We start from the raw sequence: 19,551 nt of genomic DNA, 5'->3' as shown, positions 1-19,551 counted from the left end.
AGCCGGCGCCCTTTGATCGGGCGCCGGCTTTTTGGTTTCAGCGGGACAGCATCCGCATGGACGCCTCGGGGTAGCGCTCCCCCGCGACCGCGTCGGCGGGTACCGCCTCCTCGATCGCGGCGATGTCCTCGGCGGTCAGCTTCAGGCCGACGGACGCGACGTTCTCTTCGAGGTACTTGCGGCGCTTGGTGCCCGGGATCGGCACGACGTCGTCGCCCTGGGCCAGCACCCAAGCCAGCGCCAGCTGACCGGCGGTCACGCCCTTCCGCTCGGCCAGCGCGCGCAGCGCCTCGACGATCGCCAGGTTCCGCTCCAGGTTGCCTTCGGCGAACCGCGGCTGGGTCGTCTGGCGGAAGTCGCCGTCGGCGAAGTCCTCTTTGGACTTGAAGCGACCGGTGAGGAAACCGCGGCCCAACGGGGAATACGGCACCAGCCCGATACCGAGCTCCCGGCAGACCGGGACGACCTCGTTCTCGATGTCACGCGACCACAGCGACCATTCGGTCTGCACGGCCGTCACCGGGTGCACGGCGTGCGCCCGCCGGATCGTCTCCGGACCGGCCTCGGACAACCCGATGTGCCGGATCTTCCCCTGCTTGACCAGCGAGGACAGCGCACCGGCGGTCTCCTCGATCGGCACGTCCGGATCGACGCGGTGCTGGTAGTAGAGGTCGATGTGGTCGACGTTCAACCGGCGCAGGGACGCCTCGACCTGTTGCCGCACATAGAATTCGTCACCGCGGACGCCACGCTTCGAGGGGTCCGCCTCGTCGCGCACGATGCCGAACTTGGTCGCCAGCACGACCTGGTCGCGTTTGCCCGCGAGAGCGCGGCCGACCAGTTCCTCGTTGCGGCCGAAGCCGTACATGTCGGCGGTGTCGATCAGGGTGACGCCCAGTTCGATCGCGCGGTGGATCGTCGCGATGGATTCGGTGTCGTCACCTTGGCCGTAGAACTCGCTCATGCCCATGCAGCCGAGCCCTTGCGCGCCGACTTCCAGCGTGCCGAGCCCGCGGGTGGGCAGGGTGGAACCCGTCATGATTTCTTCTCGCAATTCTTCGGGTCTACTTGCCTGCCGCGCGGGCGAGCCGCTCCGGGTAACGCTCACCGGCGATCGCCTCGGCGGGCGCGGCCTTTTCGATGGCTTCGATGTCCACTTCGGACAGTTCCAGCTCCGCGGCGGCGGCGTTCTCTTCGAGGTACTTGCGCCGCTTGGTGCCCGGGATCGGCACGACGTCGTCGCCCTGCGCCTGCACCCAAGCCAGTGCGAGCTGTCCCGCGGTGACGCCCTTCCGCGCGGCCAGCTCGCGCAGCGCTTCGACGATGGCCATGTTGCGCTCGAAGTTGCCCTCGGCGAACCGGGGCAGCCCGCGGCGCAGGTCGTCCGCCGGAAGGTCCTTCACCGACGTCACGCTGCCGGTGAGGAAGCCGCGGCCGAGCGGCGAGAAAGGCACGATGCCGACGCCCAGCTCACGCGCGGTCGAGAGGATCTCGCCTTCGATGCCGCGAGTCCACAGCGACCATTCGCTCTGCAGCGCGGTCACGGGGTGGACGGCGTGCGCGCGGCGGATGGTCTCGGCACTGGCCTCGGAGATCCCGGCGAAGCGGATCTTGCCTTCCTGAACCAGCTCCGCGAGCGCGCCCCAGGTCTCCTCGACCGGCGTGTTCGGGTCGACGCGGTGCTGGTAGTAGAGGTCGATGTGGTCGACGTTCAACCGGCGAAGGGACTCTTCGCAGCTCTGCTTGACGTACGCCGCGTCGCCGCGAGCGGACATCCCGCCGTCCTCGTCCCAGACGATGCCGAACTTGGTCGCCAGCACGACCTGGTCCCGCTTGCCCGCGATCGCGCGGCCGACCAGCTCCTCGTTCGCTCCCGCGCCGTAGATGTTCGCGGTGTCGAGCATGGTGACGCCCAGTTCGAGGGCGCGGTGGACGGTGGCGATCGACTCCGTGTCGTCGTCGCGGACACCGTAGGCCTGGCTCATCCCCATGCAGCCGAGTCCCTGCGCCCCGACTTCCAGACCGCCGAGCCTCCTGGTGCTGATCACGCTGAAATTCCCTCCACGGTGGCTCCGGTGCCGAGCACCTTGCGCTCCACCTGGTCGTAGTGGTCGATCTTGTAGTCGAGGATGTCGAGGCAGGTCTGCAACTCGGCGATCCGATCGGCGACCGATTTCCGCTGGTCGACGAGGATCGCCTTGCGCCGCCCCGCGCTCGACGCGCCGTGGTGGCGCAGGGAGGCGTACTCCCGCATCCGCTTGATGGGCATGCCGGTCAGGCGCAGCTTGGTCAGGAACCCCAGCCATCCGAGGTCGTCGTCGGTGTAGGCGCGCCTCCCCGCGGCGTCCCGCGCCGGAGGCTCGACGAGTTTGATGCGCTCGTAGTACCGGAGAGTGTCGATGGACAGTCCGCTACGTCGCGCGGCTTCCGCTATCGAGTAGCTCATGTGAACGACACTACGACCTGGAGTGCGCTCCAGGTCAACTCCGAATCCGAGCGATTGATAACAGCGTTGCGTTACGCTGGGCGCATGCCCCGCCCCAGGACGCACGACGAGAACCTCCGGCTGAAACTGCTGGACCGCGCCGGTGAGCTCATCTCGGCCGACGGCCCGAAGGCGCTCAGCCTCCGCAAACTGGCCGCCGACGTCGGCACGTCGACCACCGCGGTCTACTCGCTCTTCGGCGGGAAGACGGATCTCGTCAGTGCCCTCTTCGCCGAGGGCTTCCGCCGTTTCGGACGGCGGATGTCGGGGGTCACGCTGAGCGGTGACCCGGTCGAGGACCTGGTGCGGCTGGGCGTCGCCTACCGGGAAAGCGCGCTGGCCGACCCGCACCTCTACGCGATCATGTTCACGAAGTCGGTGCCGGGTTTCGAGCCCGCGGACGAAACGGCGGGCCAGGCGCGCGCCACGATGGCGCCGCTCGAGGAGACGATCCGCAAGGCCGTCGCCGACGGCGCCTTCCTCGACGTGCCGCCCGAGGTCATCGCCGTGAGCTGCTGGGGCATCGTGCACGGGCTGGTGTCGCTGGAGCTGAACGGGAACCTGCCCGACGAGTTCACCGTGAGCGCGGCTTACGAGGCCGCGCTGCGGGCGAACGCCTCGGGCTGGCTGCGTCGCGTTTAGCCCGCTAAACGCGATCCGGGCACTTCGGGCTGGCGTGGGCCGGTCCGTGAAGGCCTCCTTGAGAGACTCTGGGTCTCTCAAGGAGGCCTTCACGGACGCCGCAGCGTCCCCTGCCTATGCGCGCGACCTGCGTTTAGCGGGCTAAACGCGATCCGGCACTCAGTAGAGCGGAAGGGTGCCCTCGTGGAGCGTCTTCCCTTCGGCGTCGAGGACGACGACACCCACCTGCGAGTTCGGATCCATCGCCTCCGTGCCCTCCGGTCGCCAGGTCGCGAAGGTCCCGTCGGTCGCAACCGCGTCGACCTTCTTACCCGCCCCGAAATCGAGTTTCACCGTGACCGCGGACCGCGGGACGATCCCGATGAACGGGTTCCTCGCGCTGCCGGCCCCGCCCTGCTCGGAGCCGCCGAGCGTTTCGGTCGAAAGTTTGCCCACCGACCGCGGAGCGGCGTTCGGGTCGGCGAAGAGCCGGTAGTACTCGCTCGTTCCGTCGTGATAGCCAAGCCCGCCCTGGCAGACGGCGAACCTGTCGCCGAGCCGGGCGACGACCACCTTGACGTCACCTCCTTCGAGCAGCGTCCCGGTCTCGTACACGTCCACGTCGGGCAGCGGTTCGGTCGCCCCCTCCACACAGGTCTGGAAGAACTGCCCCGCCGGTGTGCCCCGGTCCGGTACCACGGGCGGGACGCGATCGATGTCCGTCACAGCCGGTTCGGGCGCGGGCCGAAGGCCGTGCGGCGCGACGGTGACGCCGTCACCCGGCTCCCCGGTGTACGGCCCGACCGAGTACGTGGTCCGCGAAGGCTTGGACTGCGAAAGCACCACGAACAGGTTCCCGTTCCGGAAGACCGGCACATCGGCCGAGGCCGTCGAATCGGCGGTCCGGCTGAAGACCTCAATCTTCTCCCAGCCGGGGTCGGCCACCCCGGCGACCGTTCCGGCACGGCTCATCAGCAGTGCGGCGGCCTTGGTCCCGGTGGCGTAGGACGGGGCGGCGTTCGGATCGGAGACCGTCACCGTGATCGACGTGGTTTCACAGAAGAAGATCTTGCCGCCCGCGCGCACCGCGACGACCGTCACGGACGTCCAGGAAGGGGCGACGGTGAACTGAGGCACCCATTCGTCACGAGCGGGGAAGCCAGTGGCCCTGCCACGCGACTGGAGCGCCGCCCAGCACCGGTCCATGGCCGGGACGGCCTTCGGCAGGTCAAGGGCGAAGTCAGGGTCGCTCGCGACGGCAGGGCCCTGCCGGTCCGGCTCCCGGATGACCACGGTCATGACCAAGGCACCCGCGAGGACCAGTACGACGGCGGCCGCGGCGGCGACGATCGGCCAGCGCCGCCGCGCGGGTTTTCCCATTCCCTCCCGCAGCGTCATCCGCAGGTTGTCCAGCACTTCCGGAGGGAGTTCACGCCTGCCGGGCAGGCCGAGGTCGTCGGTCATTTCTCCTCCAGGGCGGCCCGCAGCCGCACACGGGCCCGCGAGATGTGGGCGCGAACGGTCACCTCGGCGACGCCGAGCAGTTCGGCGGCGTCCGGTACGGAGAGCTCGCCGAGCAGGCAGAGTTCGACGGCTTGTCGTTGTGACTTGGGCAGTTTCGCGACCAAGGCGAGCACCTGCCGAAGGCGGTCTTCGCCGTCGAGCTGGTCGACGACGGTGTCGGCGTGGTCGGACACCGACCGCGGTTCCGGCAGCCGCCGGGCGAGCCGGAGCCGCCGCCCGCTGCCGCGATGTTCGCTGCGGGCGAGGTTCCCGGCGACGGTGTACAGCCAGGGAAGGGCGCTGTCGCGGATGAGCGTGATCTCCGCCCTGCGCCGCCAGGCGGTGAGAAAGGTCGCCGACGTCAGGTCTTCGGCCGACGCCCACGACCCGGTCAGCCGGTAGGCGTGGTTCCACACCGACTGGACATGCCGTTCGAACAGCTCGGTGAAGGCCCCGTGATCACCGCCCGCGGCCGTCCGCCAAAGCTCCGTGTCGCTCCTGCCGGGAGGAGATCCGCACGAGTCCACCGGCACCCCCACCGTTCCGGTCACTGTCCTGGTCACATCCGTCAGTGACCGGCACCCGGCGAGATGTTGCGAACCATGTCGGACTGGCGGGGCACCGGATCGCGTTTAGCGGGCTAAACGCGATCCGGGGTCAGACGGCCCCGTACTGCCGGTCCCCCGCATCGCCGAGCCCCGGCACGATGAACCCGGAATCGTTCAGCCGCTCGTCGATGCTCGCGGTCACCACCCGCAGCGGCAGCCCGGTCTTCTTCAGATGCTCGATGCCTTCGGGCGCCGCCAGCGCGCAGATCGCCGTGACGTCGGTGGCGCCGCGGTCGGTGAGCAGCCGGATCGTGTACTCCATCGACCCGCCGGTCGCCAGCATCGGATCGAGCACCATCACCGGCCGGTCGGCGAGCGATTCGGGCAGCGATTCGAGGTACGGCGTCGGCTGGAGGGTCTCCTCGTCGCGGGCGAGGCCGACGAAACCCATCTGGGCGTCGGGAATCAGCTTGTGCGCCTGGTCCGCCATCCCGAGCCCGGCGCGCAGCACCGGCACGAGCAGCGGCGGGCTCGCCAGCGCGTAGCCGTCGGTGCGCGCCACCGGCGTGTGGATCCGCTCGATCCGCACCGGCATGTCGCGCGTGGCTTCGTAGACCAGCATGACGGTCAGTTCGTGCAGCGCCGCACGGAAGGCGGCGCTGTCGGTGCGCGCGTCGCGCATGGTGGAGAGCCTGGCCTTGGCCAGCGGGTGATCAACGACGTGCACATCCATGCCGGTCAATTTAGCCGTTCACGTCTGCCGCGCGAACCAGCCGACCCAGCGCCGCTGCCACGGCGTCTCCACCGAACGCTTGTCGTGGTTGGCACGCGCCCAGGCCACGGCCTCCTCGGCGCTCAGCCCGGAAAGCGTGGCCAGACAGGACAGCACCGTGCCGGTCCGCCCGACTCCGCCGTAACAGGCGACTTCGACGGCTTCTCCCGCCGCCGCCCGGTCGTGCAGGCCGACGATGCGCCGCCGCGCGTCCGCCCAGTCCGTCGGCAGCAGGAAGTCGGGCCAGCGGATCCACGCCCGGTCCCAGTCCATTTTGTGATCGTGTTTCCGGCGCAGCTTCGCACCGCCCAGATACAGCCCGAAATCCGGCGAAGGCCCCTCCGGCCAGGGACGGCCCAGGCCTCGTCCGCGCACCTTGATCCCGTCCGGCAGCTCGACGGCGCCGGGTAGTGAGTTCCCCATCACGGGAGGATGCCACTGTCGACCATAAGATGGACGCTCGGCCCTCTCCTCGGCGCTAGGCTCCTCCAGGTGAGTGAAGAACCGGCCCTGCCGGGCCCCGAACAGATGCGCATCTCCGACGCCGACCGCGAGCAGGTCGCGCAGGTGCTGCACGCGGCGATGTCCGAAGGGCGCATCACCATCAACGAGCTGGAAGAACGGCTCACCATCGTCTACGCGGCGAAGACCGTCGGCGACCTCAAACCGGTCACCGCGGATCTGCCGCAGCATTCGCGGTCGGCGATCGAGCCGGCGACCTCGCGCGCCCTCGGCCTGCCCGACGACCGCATCGGCGGGCATCCGGGCTCCGGCGCCTCGATCGCCGTCATGTCCGGCGCGTCGCGCAAGGGCAGCTGGGTGGTCCCGCCGCAGCACAACAGTTTCGCGTTCTGGGGCGGCGCGGAGCTCGATCTGCGGCACGCGCGATTCGCCGAGAAGCACTCGACGATCACCGCGGTCGCGATCATGGGCGGGATCGACATCATCGTGCCCGACGACATCAACGTGGACGTCACCGGAATCGGCTTCATGGGCGCCTTCGAGCTGGAGGACCGCGCCGGGACGCCCCCGGCGCCGCCGACGGCGCCCACCGTGAAGGTCACCGGCCTGGCATTCTGGGGTGGGGTCGTCGTGAAGCGGAAGCCACGCAAGAAGGACGTGCCTGGAATCGAAGGCTGAACACAATCTGGGGGGATTATCCGATGCGCCGAACCATCGTCGCGATCGCTTGTGCCGCAATGCTTTCCGCCACCGCCTTCCCGGCGGTGGCCGCCGAGAAGACCGATCCGCGCCAGACCGCGATGGACGCGGCGGTCGCCGCGGGCATTCCCGGCATGGTCGCCGTCGCCGACGATTTCCGCGGTGTCAGCGGCGTCGCGAGCATCGAGCGTCCCGGCAAGCCCGACGTGTCGGGCCGCTGGCGGATCGCGAGTGTGTCCAAGGTGTTCGTCGCGACGCTGGTCCTGCAGCTCGTGGCCGAAAAGCGCGTCGGGCTCGACGAGCCCGTCCAGCGTCACCTGCCGGGGCTGCTGCCGTATCCGGAGCCGATCACCGTCCGCCAGCTGCTGCAGCACACCAGCGGACTCCCGCGCGACCTGCTCCCCGAGGACACCTGGTCGTCGCCCGCGGAGGTCGACACCGAACGCTTCGAGCATTTCGACAGCGACGAAATGATCCGCCTGAGCGTCACGAAGCAGCCGTTGCAGTTCAAGCCGGGGACGGGCTGGGCGTACTCGAACACCGGTTACAACGTCCTCGGCCTGCTGGTCGAGAAGACCACCCGGAAACCGCTGGAACGCGTGCTCGCCGAGCGGATCACCGGGCCGCTGCACCTGCGCGACACCTCGCTCCCCCGCGACTTCCCGTTCCTGATCCGCCCGGCCGCCCGCGGCTACGAGCAGCTGTACGACGCGCCGCGCGGCCTGACCGATCTCACCACCTACAACTACACGCGCTATTTCGGCGCGGGCGGCATGGTGTCGTCGGGCAAGGACCTCAACCGGTTCTTCGAGGCGCTGCTCGGCGGGCGCCTGCTGCCCGCGGACCTGCTGAAGCAGATGAAGACGACGGTCCCGATGGGCGGCGGCTCGGAGTACGGCCTCGGCCTGATGAAGGTGAACCTCAAGACCGCCGGCGCCTGCGCGGAGGACCACGTCGTCTGGGGGCACGGCGGTGACCTGCCGGGCTTCAACACCCTCAGCTTCCACGACGACGCGGGCAAGGACATCTCGACGCTGGCCACCGTCGACCTCACCGCGTCGCCGGAGGCCGACCTCAAGCGCCAGCTGCCCATGGTCAGCGAGTTCTGCACCCCGGTCGTGCCCTCGACCAGGGCGGTCGCCCAGGCCCCGGTGCCCAGCCTGTAGGCCGCTTACACTCACCCGTATGACAGCTACGACCAGCTCGTCAGCGGCGACGGCCACCCCGTCGCCGCTGGCGGACGCGACTCGCGACGAGGCGAGCCTGCGCCGGTTCCTGCACGGGCTGCCTGGTGTCGACCAGGTCGGCGTCGAGCAGCGGGCGGCGGGACTCGGCACGCGCAGCATCAAGAAGGCCGCCAAGCTCTGGGCGATCGACACCGCCATCTCGATGGTCGACCTGACGACCCTCGAAGGCGCCGACACCCAGGGCAAGGTCCGCGCGCTCGCGGCCAAGGCCAAGCGGCCGGACCCGGAACGCCCGGACACCCCGCAGGTCGCGGCCGTCTGCGTGTACCCGGACATGGTCGAGACGGCTGTCGAGGCGCTTCGCGGCACCGGCATCCACGTCGCGAGTGTGGCCACCGGCTTCCCGGCGGGCCGCACGAGCCGCGAGATCAAGCTGGCCGACACCAAGATCGCCGTGGACGCCGGCGCCGCCGAGATCGACATGGTGATCGATCGCGGCGCGTTCCTGGAAGGCCGCTATCTGGAGGTCTTCGAGGAGATCCAGGCCATCAAGGCCGCCTGTGGCAGCGCTCACCTCAAGGTCATCCTCGAAACCGGCGAGCTCGCCACCTACGACAACGTCCGCCGCGCGTCCTGGCTCGCGCTGCTCGCGGGCGGCGACTTCATCAAGACCTCCACCGGCAAGGTCTCGCCCGCCGCGACGCTGCCGGTCACCCACGTGATGCTGCAGGCCGTCCGCGACTGGTTCGTCCAGACCGGTGAACTGCGCGGCGTCAAACCGGCCGGGGGCATCCGGACGACCAAGGACGCGATCAAGTACCTGGTCGCGGTGCACGAGGTCGCCGGCGAGCAGTGGCTGAACCCGGATCTCTTCCGGTTCGGGGCGTCCAGCCTGCTCAACGACCTCCTGCTGCAGCGCCGCACCCAGGCCGACGGCCACTACAGCGGTCCCGACTACGTGACGGTGGACTGATCCATGGGCATCTTCGAGTACGCGCCCGCGCCCGAATCGCGCGACCTCGCGAACCTCAAGTCGCATTACCGGCCGTTCGTGAACGGCGAATTCGTCGACGGCTCGGGTGAGCCGCTCAAGACGATCAACCCGGCCACCGAAGAGGTGCTCGCCGAGGTCGGCACCGCGTCGGTGTCCGATGTGGACACCGCGGTCAAGGCGGCTCGCAAGGCGTACAACAACGTCTGGTCCAAGATGCCGGGCTCCGAACGCGCCAAGTACCTCTTCCGCATCGCGCGCCTGATCCAGGAGCGGTCGCGGGAGCTGGCCGTGCTGGAAAGTCTCGACAACGGCAAGCCGATCAAGGAATCGCGGGATTCCGACGTGCCGACGGCCGCCGCGCACTTCTTCTACCACGCGGGCTGGGCCGACAAGCTCGATTACGCGGGCTACGGCCCGAACCCGAAGCCGCTCGGCGTCGCGGGCCAGGTCATCCCGTGGAACTTCCCGCTGCTGATGCTGGCGTGGAAGATCGCGCCCGCGCTGGCCACCGGCAACACGGTGGTGCTCAAGCCCGCGGAGACCACGCCGCTGACCGCGCTCGTGTTCGCGGAGATCTGCCAGCAGGCCGAACTCCCGCCCGGCGTGGTCAACATCCTGCCCGGCGCCGGGGACATCGGCGCCGCGCTGGTGGGCCACGGCGACGTGAACAAGGTCGCCTTCACCGGATCGACCGAGGTCGGCAAGGCCATCCAGCGCCAGATCGCGGGTACCGCGAAGAAGCTGACGCTGGAGCTGGGCGGCAAGGCCGCGAACGTCGTCTTCGATGACGCTCCGCTGGATCAGGCCGTCGAGGGGATCGTCAACGGGATCTTCTTCAACCAGGGCCACGTCTGCTGCGCGGGCTCGCGGCTGCTGGTGCAGGAGTCCATCGCCGGCGAGCTGCTCGAAAAGCTGCGCTACCGCGTCTCGACGCTGCGGCTGGGCGACCCGCTGGACAAGAACACCGACATCGGCGCGATCAACTCCGCCGAGCAGCTCGCGAAGATCAAGGGCCTCGTGGAGTCCGGCGACGCCGAGGGCGCGCAGCGCTGGACCAGCCCGTGCCCGGTGCCGGAGCGCGGTTTCTTCTTCGCTCCCACGGTGTTCTCCGACGTCCAGCAGTCGATGCGCATCGCCCGCGAGGAGATCTTCGGCCCGGTGCTTTCGGTGCTGACCTTCCGCACGCCGGACGAGGCCGTCACCAAGGCGAACAACACGCCGTACGGGCTCTCCGCCGGAATCTGGACCGAAAAGGGCTCGCGCATCCTCTGGATGGCGAACCAGCTCCGCGCCGGTGTCGTCTGGGCCAACACGTTCAACCGCTTCGATCCCGCCGCGCCGTTCGGCGGCTACCAGGAGTCGGGTTTCGGCCGCGAAGGCGGACGCACCGGACTGGAGGCCTACCTCGATGTCTGACCGTATTTCGGTGGCGAAGACCTACAAGCTCTACATCGGCGGCAAGTTCCCGCGTTCGGAGTCGGGCCGGGTGTATCCGGTCACCGACACCAAGGGCAAGTTCCTGGCGAACGCCTCGCACGCGTCGCGCAAGGACGTCCGTGACGCGGTTTCCGCCGCCCGCAAGGCTTTCGGCGGCTGGTCGGCGGCGACCGCGTACAACCGCGGCCAGGTGCTGTACAGGGTGGCGGAGATGCTGGAAGGTCGCCGCGAGCAGTTCGTCGCGGAAGTCTCCGCGTCCGAAGGCGTCGCGACCAAGAAGGCTCAGTCCACTGTGGACGCTTCGATCGACCGCTGGGTCTGGTACGCGGGCTGGACGGACAAGATCGCGACCGTGCTCGGCGCGGCCAACCCCGTCGCGGGCCCGTACTTCTCCTTCACGGTCCCGGAACCGACCGGCGTCGTGGGCGTGCTCGCGCCGCAGCGGTCGTCGTTGCTGGGCCTGGTGAGCGTGCTGGCGCCGGTGCTGGCGACCGGCTCGACCGCGGTCGTCGTCTCCAGCGCGGACCGGCCGCTGCCCGCGATCACGCTTTCGGAGGTCCTGGCGACCTCCGACCTGCCTGGCGGCGTCGCGAACATCCTGACCGGCCGCGCGTCGGAGCTCGGCCCGTGGCTCGCGTCGCACGGTGACGTCAACGCCCTCGACCCGACCGGCGCGGAGCCGTCCGCGCGGGCGGATCTGGCGCGTGAGGCGGCGGGCACCGTTAAGCGGGTCCTGACCGTCCCGGACGCCGAGCCGGACTGGACCGCCGACGCCGACATCGCGCGGCTGCGGCGATACCTGGAGGCGAAGACCGTCTGGCACCCGCTGGGTGTCTGAGCCGGCCCGTTTTCCGCAGTTGGACACCTGACCGCGCGGGCAAATGTCAGGAAAGGGTCGTTCAGGACGTTTCATGTCCTGAACGACCCTTTCCTGACATCCGGGACTTCAGGAACTCACGGGTCGAGATCGGCCCCGGTCAGCGCCCGGCCCGGCAGCGGCCCGTTCGAGCCCTCGGCCCGCAAACCGTCGATCATGATCCCGATGCACCGCCGCGTCGCCATCCGCGCGACCTCTTCGCCCTTGCCTGGCATCTGCCGCAGCAGCGTCGCGAACAGGATCGCGACGTCACCCGTGGCGACGTCCGTCCGGAGCCTGCCCTCCGCCTGCGCGCCCTGGACGAAAGAGTCCATAACCAGGAGCAACTCGTCACGCAGGGCCTTGATCGCGGGGTCGCTCTTCAGGATCGCCAGCGCCCGCGGCGACACCATCGCGAGCTGAATGCTCAGCTGCAACTCCATCGACTGATGCAGGAGCCGGATCAGGGCCTCCCAGTCCGAAGACTCCTGGTCCTTCGCGGCCTTCGCGTCCCTGAGAACCCGGTCGAAGTTGTCGACGGCGACCGCCCGGATCAACGCGTCCCGGTCCGGGAAGCGCCGGTAAAGGGTGCCGACTCCGACGCCGGCCGAGCGCGCGATCTCCTCCATCGGGACCTCGGCGCCCTGGGCGGCGAAGATGACTCTCGCGGCGGCCAGGATCTGATCCCGGTTCCGGCGCGCGTCGGCGCGCAAGCGGGTCTCGGGGTCGGCTGTCATGGTCCTCGCCTCTCGAAGGTCCTTCAGGGCCGTGATTCTCGCACGTAAGGGCGTGCCCTTCACGCCTCCCGGGAAACCACCCCTTCGCGAGTGGACGACCTCCCTCCACTTGAGTACCTTGGTGACATAAGCGGAATGAATCCATCCGCATATGTTTTTGGGGCCCCTGTCCGATTCCGCCCGAACCCACCCGACATCTGGGGAGGACACTCCGATGACCGACGTCGAGGAAACCACCGCGACCTTGCCGCTGGCCCGCAAATGCCCGTTTTCACCGCCGCCCGAATACGAGCGGCTTCGCCGGGAAAGTCCGGTTTCCCGGGTCGGTCTCCCGTCCGGTCAAACCGCTTGGGCGCTCACCCGGCTCGAGGACATCCGCGAAATGCTGAGCAGTCCGCATTTCAGCTCCGACCGGCAGAGTCCGTCGTTCCCGCTGATGGTGGCCCGGCAGATCCGGCGCGAGGACAAGCCGTTCCGCCCGTCCCTCATCGCGATGGACCCGCCGGAACACAGCAAGGCCAGGCGTGACGTCGTCGGGGAATTCACCGTCAAGCGCATGAAAGCGCTTCAGCCGCGTATTCAGCAGATCGTCGACGAGCATATCGACGCCATGCTCGCCGGCCCCAAACCCGCCGATCTCGTCCAGGCGCTTTCCCTGCCGGTTCCGTCCTTGGTGATCTGCGAACTGCTCGGTGTCCCCTATTCGGACCACGAGTTCTTCCAGTCCTGCAGTTCCCGGATGCTCAGCCGGGAAGTCACCGCCGAAGAACGGATGACCGCGTTCGAGTCGCTCGAGAACTATCTCGACGAACTCGTCACGAAGAAGGAGGCGAACGCCACCGAGGACGACCTCCTCGGCCGCCAGATCCTGAAGCAGCGCGAAACGGGCGAAGCCGACCACGGCGAACTCGTCGGGCTGGCGTTCCTGCTGCTCATCGCGGGACACGAGACGACGGCGAACATGATCTCGCTCGGCACGGCGACCCTGCTGGAGAACCCCGACCAGCTGGCGAAGATCAAGGCCGATCCGGGCAAGACCCTCGCCGCGATCGAGGAGCTCCTGCGGGTCTTCACCATCGCGGAGACGGCGACCTCACGCTTCGCCACGGCGGACGTCGAGATCGGCGGCACGCTCATCCGCGCGGGTGAAGGCGTCGTCGGCCTGAGCAACGCGGGCAACCACGATCCGGAAGGCTTCGAGAACCCGGACGCCTTCGACATCGAACGCGGCGCGCGGCACCACGTCGCCTTCGGATTCGGTGTGCACCAATGCCTCGGCCAGAACTTGGCGAGGTTGGAACTCCAGATCGTGTTCGATACGTTGTTCCGGCGAGTGCCGGGCATCCGGATCGCCGTACCGGTCGACGAACTGCCGTTCAAGCACGATTCGACGATCTACGGCCTCCACGCCCTGCCGGTCACCTGGTAGGAGGAGCCATGAAGATCATCGCGGACACCGGGAAATGTGTCGGTGCGGGCCAGTGCGTGCTCACCGATCCCGATCTGTTCGACCAGAGCGAGGACGACGGAACGGTCCTCCTGCTGAACGCCGAGCCCGAAGGCGAAGAGGCGCAGGAGAACGCGCGCACCGCCGTGCACATCTGCCCGGGTCAGGCCCTTTCGCTCGCGTGAGGCGTGGGGCTCGTGAGTGGCGTTTCGGGTTCTAACCCGAAACGCCACTCACGACCACCCGGCTTGGGTCCCTGAAGTACATGAAGGCCCCCTTCCTTGCGCCTGGCGCAAGGAAGGGGGCTTTCATGTACATGGGAAGGTGTGAAGGTCGAGTTTCCTCGGCTGAGCCGAGTGAAGGGGCCCTTCACGCGCCGCCGTGGTGATTGCTGTGGTTGCTGGTGCAGGTGAGCTGCCGGTGGCGATCTCTGAAGGTAGTGAAGGCCTCCTTCACTACCTTCAGGGTAGGCAAGGAGGCCTTCACGGACCCGACCCGTGATCAGCCACAGCCAAATCAGTAGGTACTTAAGGCAACCTTCGTTCTAACCCGAAACGCCACTCACGACCACCCCGACCCAGGCCCTACTTGACCGCGCCCATCGAAAGCCCCCGTACCAGGTGGTTCTGCGCGATCCAGCCGACGATCATCACCGGTAGCGAAGCGAGCAGCGCGGCGGCCGAAAGCTGCGCCCAGTACAGGCCCTCGCTGGTGATGAAGCCGACCAGGAACACCGGCACCGTCCCGGCGCGCGCGGCGGTGAGGTTGACCGAATAGAAGAACTCGGTCCACGAGAAGATCACGCAGATCAGCGCGGTCGCGGCCACCCCGGGCGCGACCACCGGCATGATGATCTTCCGCAGCAGGATCGGCAGCGTCGCCCCGTCGATCCGGCCCGCCTCGATCATCTCGTGCGGCACCTCCAGGAAGAACGACCGCATCATCCAGATGGCCAGCGGCAGGTTCATCGAGGTGTACAGGATGATCAGCGCCCACACGTTGTCCAGCAGCTGGGTGTTCTGCGAGATCACGTAAAGCGGGATGATCGCCGCCACGATCGGCAGCATCTTCGTCGACAGGAAGAAGCCGAGCGCGTTGCTCGTCCCCTTCACCGGCGCCAGCGAGAGCGCGTACGCCGCCGGGATTCCCAGCAGCAGCACGAAAAGCGTCGAAACCACGGTCACGAACGCCGAATTCGACAGGTACGGCAGGAATCCGCGTTCGAGTACGCCAGCGAACTGGTCGAGCGTCGGGGTGAACAGCAGCCGAGGCGGGTCGGTGTAGGCGTCGGCCTCCTGCTTGAAGGCCGTGAGGATCATCCAGAGCAGCGGGAACACGAACAGGATCGCGAGCACCCAGGTCGCGACCGTCAGCGCGCCGGGGCAGAAACGGCTTTTCATTTCCCGCCTCCCTGTACCGAGAACGTGCGGAACATCAGCCGCAGCGCGAAGGTCGCGACGATCATCGTCAGGATCACGACGATCACGCCCATCGCGGACGACTGCCCGATGTCGAAACCTTGGAACGCCCGCTGGTAGATGTAGAACGGCAGGTTCGTGCTGGCCGTCCCCGGGCCGCCTTGGGTCATCAGGAAGATCGCGTCGAAGCTGTTGACGATGTAGATCGCGCCCAGCAGCGTCGCCAGCTGCAGGAACCGGCTCAGATGCGGCAGTGTGATCGCGGTGAACGTCCGCCAGCGGCCGGCGCCGTCGACCGAAGCGGCCTCCAGCACGTCCTTCGGCTGGCTTTGGAGCCCGGCCAGGATCAGCAGCATCATGAACGGCGTCCACTGCCAGACGACCTGCGCCATCACGGCGGCCAGCGGGAACTCCGAGAGCCAGTCGACGTCGGTGCCGAACACGAAGTGCAGCAACCCGTACGTCGGGTCGAACATCGTCGTCTTCCACAGCAGCGCGCCCGCCGCGGGCAGGATGAGGAACGGCGTGATCAGCAGGGTCCGGACCACGCCGCGGCCGAGGAACTTCCGGTCCAGCAGGATCGCCAGCCCCAGGCCGAGCAGCAGCGAGAAGAACACGCACACCACCGTGAGGACCACGGTGTTCAGCAGCGCCCCGAGGAACGTCGAGTCGGCGAAGACGTCGATGTAGTTCCGCAGCCCGACGAAATGCCGCGAACCCGGCCGCACCAGGTTCCACGACTGGAACGAGTAGAACACCGTCAGCACGAACGGCAACTGCGTCACGGCGACGACGAACAGCAGCGCGGGCAGCAGCGGCAGCCGTCGTTTGAACGGCGTATCGGTGCCACGCTTCGGAGCCGCCTTCTTCGCGTGGGCGGGCTCTGGGCGAGCAGGAGCGGAGATCGTGGCCATCACTGCACCTCCTGATACGACTTGCCGACGGTCTGCGCGTACTCCTGCGACTGTTCGAGCGCTTCGTCCACGGTGATCTGGCCCGCGATCGCCGCCGAGAGCTGCTGGCTCACCCGAGTGCCGAGGTCCTGGAACTCGGGGATGCCGACGAACTGGATCCCGGGATAGGGCACCGGATTCGCCATCGCCTTGCGCTGGTCGGCGTCCGCGATGCCGTCCAGCGTCGGCTGCGCGTAGGCCTTGGCGGCCTCGCGGTACTGCGGGATGTCGTAGGTCGACTTCCGCACACCCGGCGGGACGCGGTTCCAATCGCCGAACTCCTGGGCGACCCGCTGCACGTACGCCTTGTCGGTCATCCAGGACATGAACTTGAAGGCAATGTCCTTGTCCTTGGCGACCTTGGGGATCGCCAAAGCCCACGTGTAAAGCCAGCCGCTGGACTGCGTCTTCTCCACCGGCGCCGGCGCGTAGCCGGACTTCCCGACGACCTTGCTGGCCGACGGGTCCTCGTTCGTCCCCGCCATGACCGTGGCGTCGTACCACATGGCGGCCTGACCCTGGGTGTACCGCGTGCCGCATTCGGAGAAGCCCGCGCTCGACGCCCCGACCTCGCCGTGGTTCCGCACGAGGTTCACGTAGAACTCGGCAGCGGCCTTGAACTCGGGGCTGGTCAGTTTCGCGTTCCAGTCCTTGTCGAACCACTGCGCGCCGAAGGTGTTGGCGACCGTGGTGAACGGCGCGAGACTCTCACCCCAGCCAGGCTTGCCGCGCAGGCAGATCCCGGCGATGCCCTTGGCCTTGTCGTCGAGTTTCGCGGCGTACTCGGCGATCTGGGTCCACGTCGGTTTGGCGGGCATGGTGATCCCGGCCTGCTCGAACAGATCCTTCCGGTAGGCCAGGAACGACGACTCGCCGTAGAACGGCACCGCGTACATGGACCCGTTGTGCGACAGGGATTCCTTGATACTCGGGATGAAGTCGTCCGCGTCGTAGGACGGATTCGCCGCGATATGCGGACCGAGGTCTTCGAGCCAGCCGTTCGCCGCCCACTGCGGCGCCTCGTAGTTGCTGATCATGACGACGTCGAACTCGCCGCCTTCGGTGGCCGTCGACGCGGTGATCTTCGCGCGGGCCTGGTTCTCCGGCAGCGATACGAATTTGAGGCTGACGCCGGGATTCGCCTTCTCGAACTCGCCGGAAAGCTCGATGGCGTCCTTCATCTGCGGGTTCGCGACGATCGCGACGACGAGCGTCCGGTCGCCGGTCCCGAGCGCGCCCGCCCCGGCGCATCCGGTGAGGGTCAGCAGGAGTACCGCGAGCAGAGCGGCCGCTTTACGCACTTTCGCCTCCCGGTATGACCTGCACCTTCAAGCCGGCGCCGCTGCGCATGAGGGCGAGAGCGTCGGGGTACTGCTCCAGCGGCAGGGTGTCGGTGAGCAGCGCGGCGGTGTCGACCGCGCCGTCGGCGACCAAGTCGAGCGCGGTACCGAAGCTGTTCATGACGGCCATCGAGCCGACGACGGTGATCTCGTCGTTGTAGATCCGGAACGGCGAAAGCGCGACGCGTGCTTCGGCGGGCGCGACGCCGAAGACCAGCAGGCGGCCTCCGCGCTGAAGCGAGTCGAAAGCGGCTTCGATGGCGGGCGCGGCGCCGGTGCAGTCCGCGGCGGCGTCGAACTTCTCGTCGTCCAGGTCCTTCACGTCACCCGCGACCGCGGCCGCGCCGAGGTCCATGGCGCGGCCGAGCCGGGAGGTGTTGCGGTCGACCACCGTGACGTGGGCGCCCGCGCGCTGCAGCAACTGCTGCATGATCAACCCCATCGTGCCCGCGCCGACGACGAGGAACCGCTCCCCCGCCTCGACGCCGATCCGGCGCACGCCGTGGACCGCGCAGGAGACCGGCTCGACGAGGGCACCCTGTTCCCAGGTCATCGTGTCCGGCATGCGGTAGCAGTTCGCGGAGGGAACGGCGACGTACTCGGCGAAAGCGCCGTTCACGGTGTCGCCGGTCGCGTTCCAGTTCTCGCAGAGGTTGCCGCGGCCGGACCGGCAAGGCTTGCAGTAGCCGCAGAACAGTGACGGGTCGACGGCCACCCGGTCGCCGATCTTCCAGCCGCCCGGCACGTCCGCGCCGAGTTCGACGATCTCGCCCGCGAATTCGTGGCCGGGGACGATCGGATAGGGCGTCGGCGGGAAATGCCCGTCGGCGATGTGGAGGTCGGTCCCGCAGATCCCGCAGGCACCCACCTTGACGACGACCTGGCGATCCCCCGGTTTCGGGTCGGGTACCTCGCCGACCCTGATCTCCCCGGGCTTGTCCACGATCGCGGCACGCATGCCAGCTCCTCTTCTCTCCGCTCATATGAGCGGGCTGGTCTTATGCTTCGGACTGCATGTCCAGGCATGGTGAACTTTTCCCTGGTGTTACGTCAACCTTTCGGGTTGATTTCGCGTTATAGTGCTCATATGAGCGCGAAGAAACAGGGTCCCGGCCTGGTGGAGTCGCTGCGCCTGGCCGCGGTGGCCCGGCGCTTCTACGAACAGGGCGCCTCGAAACTCGAGATCGCCGAAGAGTTCGGGATCAGCCGGTTCAAGGTCGCGCGAATGCTGGACACGGCCAGGGAAAGCGGCATCGTCAAGGTCGAGTTCCACCTGCCCGCGCCGGTCGATCTCGTACTGTCCGAGGAGATCCGTGCCGCGTACCGGCTGGACCGGGTCTTGGTGCTCGAACGAGCACCGGAACCGGAATCCCGCGAGGTGGCCCGGCGCAAGATCGGCGCGCTCGCCGCCCGCCTCCTGACCGAAATCGTCACTCCCGGCGACGTCCTCGGCCTGTCGTGGGCACGTTCGGTGAACGCGATGACCGACGCGATCGAGTCCCTGCCGAAATGCCCGATCGTGCAACTGTGCGGCGTGCAGGCGGGGATGGACATGCGCGACCGGTCGGTGGAGACGGTCAGCCGGGTCGCGTCGGTGTCCGGCGGCGCTTCGTACCCGATCTTCGGCCCGCTCGTCCTCCCCGACCGCCGCACTACCGAAACACTGCGCAGGCAGCCGGGGATCGCGGAGACCTTCGGGCAGTTCAAGAACCTGACCAAGGCCGTCGTCAGCATCGGCGCGTGGAAACCCGAAGAGTCGACGGTGTACGACGCGCTCGACGAGGCCGAACGGAGCGCGATCGCGAAACGCGGCGCCAAGGCCGAGGTCTCGGCGCGCCTGTTCGACGCCGACGGCAACCCGATGTCCACCGGCCTGGCCCACCACGTCCTGGCCATCAGCGCCGAGGAACTCCTTGCCGTCCCCGAAGTGATCGCGCTGGGCTACACAGAGCCGAAAGCCGAAGCGATAGACGCCGTCCTGCGCTCCGGCATGGTCTCGACCCTGATCACCGACGCCGCCGCGGCCGTCCCGCTGCTCCGCCTGGCCGAGGCCCGCCCGCTCCCTTGACCCCGTGTCGTCCGCCCAATCACG

At 68.2% G+C, this 19,551-nt stretch carries 21 protein-coding genes; 9 read left to right on the top strand and 12 right to left on the bottom strand.

Translation table 11 applies throughout. The annotated features are described in order from the left end of the window. Window positions 1-37: 37 nt before the first annotated feature. Genes AORI_RS45470 through AORI_RS45460 form a run of 3 tightly spaced genes read right to left on the bottom strand, consistent with a single transcriptional unit; the run spans window position 38 to window position 2,446 of the window. A complete protein-coding gene (locus tag AORI_RS45470) occupies window positions 38-1,039 on the bottom strand; it encodes an aldo/keto reductase (RefSeq protein WP_016331295.1) in 1,002 nt (333 codons plus the stop codon). Between the two features lie 25 nt (window positions 1,040-1,064). After that, window positions 1,065-2,048, bottom strand: coding sequence for an aldo/keto reductase (locus AORI_RS45465; RefSeq protein WP_016331294.1), 984 nt, complete (start codon window positions 2,046-2,048; stop codon window positions 1,065-1,067). Beyond that, complete coding sequence (locus AORI_RS45460; protein WP_016331293.1) at window positions 2,045-2,446, bottom strand: MerR family transcriptional regulator; 402 nt, start codon at window positions 2,444-2,446, stop codon at window positions 2,045-2,047. The genes AORI_RS45465 and AORI_RS45460 overlap by 4 nt, the downstream gene beginning before the upstream one ends. 84 nt (window positions 2,447-2,530) lie before the next feature. Between AORI_RS45460 and AORI_RS45455 the strand changes: the two genes are divergently transcribed. Further along, window positions 2,531-3,127, top strand: coding sequence for a TetR/AcrR family transcriptional regulator (locus AORI_RS45455; RefSeq protein WP_016331292.1), 597 nt, complete (start codon window positions 2,531-2,533; stop codon window positions 3,125-3,127). Between the two features lie 159 nt (window positions 3,128-3,286). Here the strand turns inward: AORI_RS45455 and AORI_RS45450 are convergent, their stop codons facing one another. From AORI_RS45450 to AORI_RS45435, 4 genes are all read right to left on the bottom strand, one after another. Continuing rightward, the gene (locus AORI_RS45450) at window positions 3,287-4,570 is read right to left on the bottom strand and encodes a hypothetical protein (protein WP_016331291.1); all 1,284 of its coding nucleotides are present in this window, start codon (window positions 4,568-4,570) and stop codon (window positions 3,287-3,289) included. Further along, window positions 4,567-5,160 (bottom strand): RNA polymerase sigma factor, encoded by a 594-nt coding sequence (locus tag AORI_RS45445; protein WP_016331290.1) that lies wholly within the window; start codon window positions 5,158-5,160, stop codon window positions 4,567-4,569. Before AORI_RS45445 ends, AORI_RS45450 begins: the two co-directional genes overlap by 4 nt. A 106-nt stretch (window positions 5,161-5,266) precedes the next feature. Next, complete coding sequence (gene upp / locus AORI_RS45440; RefSeq protein ID WP_016331289.1) at window positions 5,267-5,890, bottom strand: uracil phosphoribosyltransferase; 624 nt, start codon at window positions 5,888-5,890, stop codon at window positions 5,267-5,269. 18 nt (window positions 5,891-5,908) lie between these two features. After that, on the bottom strand, window positions 5,909-6,352 hold the full coding sequence (locus AORI_RS45435) for a protein-tyrosine phosphatase family protein (RefSeq protein ID WP_016331288.1): 444 nt from the start codon (window positions 6,350-6,352) through the stop codon (window positions 5,909-5,911). A gap of 105 nt (window positions 6,353-6,457) precedes the next feature. Here AORI_RS45435 and AORI_RS45430 point away from each other — a divergent pair, with 105 nt between their 5' ends. Genes AORI_RS45430 through AORI_RS45410 form a run of 5 tightly spaced genes read left to right on the top strand, consistent with a single transcriptional unit; the run spans window position 6,458 to window position 11,546 of the window. Further along, entirely contained in the window at window positions 6,458-7,069 is a 612-nt protein-coding gene (locus tag AORI_RS45430) for a DUF1707 SHOCT-like domain-containing protein (RefSeq protein WP_043848558.1), read from the top strand. Between the two features lie 23 nt (window positions 7,070-7,092). Beyond that, window positions 7,093-8,256, top strand: a complete 1,164-nt coding sequence (locus tag AORI_RS45425; protein ID WP_016331286.1) for a serine hydrolase domain-containing protein — start codon at window positions 7,093-7,095, stop codon at window positions 8,254-8,256. Window positions 8,257-8,275: 19 nt separating this feature from the next. Continuing rightward, a complete protein-coding gene (deoC, locus tag AORI_RS45420) occupies window positions 8,276-9,250 on the top strand; it encodes a deoxyribose-phosphate aldolase (protein ID WP_016331285.1) in 975 nt (324 codons plus the stop codon). A gap of 3 nt (window positions 9,251-9,253) precedes the next feature. Further along, complete coding sequence (locus AORI_RS45415) at window positions 9,254-10,687, top strand: aldehyde dehydrogenase family protein (RefSeq protein ID WP_016331284.1); 1,434 nt, start codon at window positions 9,254-9,256, stop codon at window positions 10,685-10,687. After that, window positions 10,680-11,546 (top strand): aldehyde dehydrogenase family protein, encoded by an 867-nt coding sequence (locus AORI_RS45410; RefSeq protein WP_016331283.1) that lies wholly within the window; start codon window positions 10,680-10,682, stop codon window positions 11,544-11,546. The genes AORI_RS45415 and AORI_RS45410 overlap by 8 nt, the downstream gene beginning before the upstream one ends. A 116-nt stretch (window positions 11,547-11,662) precedes the next feature. Here the strand turns inward: AORI_RS45410 and AORI_RS45405 are convergent, their stop codons facing one another. Then, a complete protein-coding gene (locus tag AORI_RS45405; RefSeq protein ID WP_016331282.1) occupies window positions 11,663-12,301 on the bottom strand; it encodes a TetR/AcrR family transcriptional regulator in 639 nt (212 codons plus the stop codon). A 214-nt stretch (window positions 12,302-12,515) separates the two neighbouring features. On the opposite strand from AORI_RS45405, the gene AORI_RS45400 reads away from it, so the two are divergent. Together AORI_RS45400 and AORI_RS45395 are read left to right on the top strand one after the other, a co-directional pair. Further along, window positions 12,516-13,730, top strand: coding sequence for a cytochrome P450 (locus AORI_RS45400; RefSeq protein ID WP_016331281.1), 1,215 nt, complete (start codon window positions 12,516-12,518; stop codon window positions 13,728-13,730). 8 nt (window positions 13,731-13,738) lie between these two features. Further along, window positions 13,739-13,933 (top strand): ferredoxin, encoded by a 195-nt coding sequence (locus tag AORI_RS45395; RefSeq protein WP_016331280.1) that lies wholly within the window; start codon window positions 13,739-13,741, stop codon window positions 13,931-13,933. Window positions 13,934-14,332: 399 nt separating this feature from the next. Here the strand turns inward: AORI_RS45395 and AORI_RS45390 are convergent, their stop codons facing one another. The 4 genes from AORI_RS45390 to AORI_RS45375 are packed head-to-tail and all read right to left on the bottom strand — an operon-like array spanning window position 14,333 to window position 18,417. Further along, a complete protein-coding gene (locus tag AORI_RS45390) occupies window positions 14,333-15,148 on the bottom strand; it encodes a carbohydrate ABC transporter permease (RefSeq protein WP_016331279.1) in 816 nt (271 codons plus the stop codon). Further along, window positions 15,145-16,080 carry a carbohydrate ABC transporter permease gene (locus AORI_RS45385; RefSeq protein WP_043847901.1) on the bottom strand — a complete coding sequence of 312 codons (936 nt, stop codon included), beginning with the start codon at window positions 16,078-16,080 and terminating at the stop codon, window positions 15,145-15,147. The genes AORI_RS45390 and AORI_RS45385 overlap by 4 nt, the downstream gene beginning before the upstream one ends. Further along, window positions 16,080-17,420 carry an ABC transporter substrate-binding protein gene (locus AORI_RS45380; RefSeq protein WP_016331277.1) on the bottom strand — a complete coding sequence of 447 codons (1,341 nt, stop codon included), beginning with the start codon at window positions 17,418-17,420 and terminating at the stop codon, window positions 16,080-16,082. The genes AORI_RS45385 and AORI_RS45380 overlap by 1 nt, the downstream gene beginning before the upstream one ends. Next, on the bottom strand, window positions 17,413-18,417 hold the full coding sequence (locus AORI_RS45375; RefSeq protein ID WP_016331276.1) for a zinc-dependent alcohol dehydrogenase family protein: 1,005 nt from the start codon (window positions 18,415-18,417) through the stop codon (window positions 17,413-17,415). Before AORI_RS45375 ends, AORI_RS45380 begins: the two co-directional genes overlap by 8 nt. Before the next feature lie 129 nt (window positions 18,418-18,546). Between AORI_RS45375 and AORI_RS45370 the strand changes: the two genes are divergently transcribed. Then, window positions 18,547-19,527, top strand: coding sequence for a sugar-binding transcriptional regulator (locus tag AORI_RS45370; RefSeq protein ID WP_016331275.1), 981 nt, complete (start codon window positions 18,547-18,549; stop codon window positions 19,525-19,527). The last annotated feature ends 24 nt before the right edge of the window (window positions 19,528-19,551 follow it).

This window comes from Amycolatopsis keratiniphila, from assembly GCF_000400635.2.
Lineage (GTDB): Bacteria > Actinomycetota > Actinomycetes > Mycobacteriales > Pseudonocardiaceae > Amycolatopsis > Amycolatopsis keratiniphila.
Note: the sequence above shows the minus strand (reverse complement) of the source record. Positions and strands in the feature narration are given on the sequence as shown.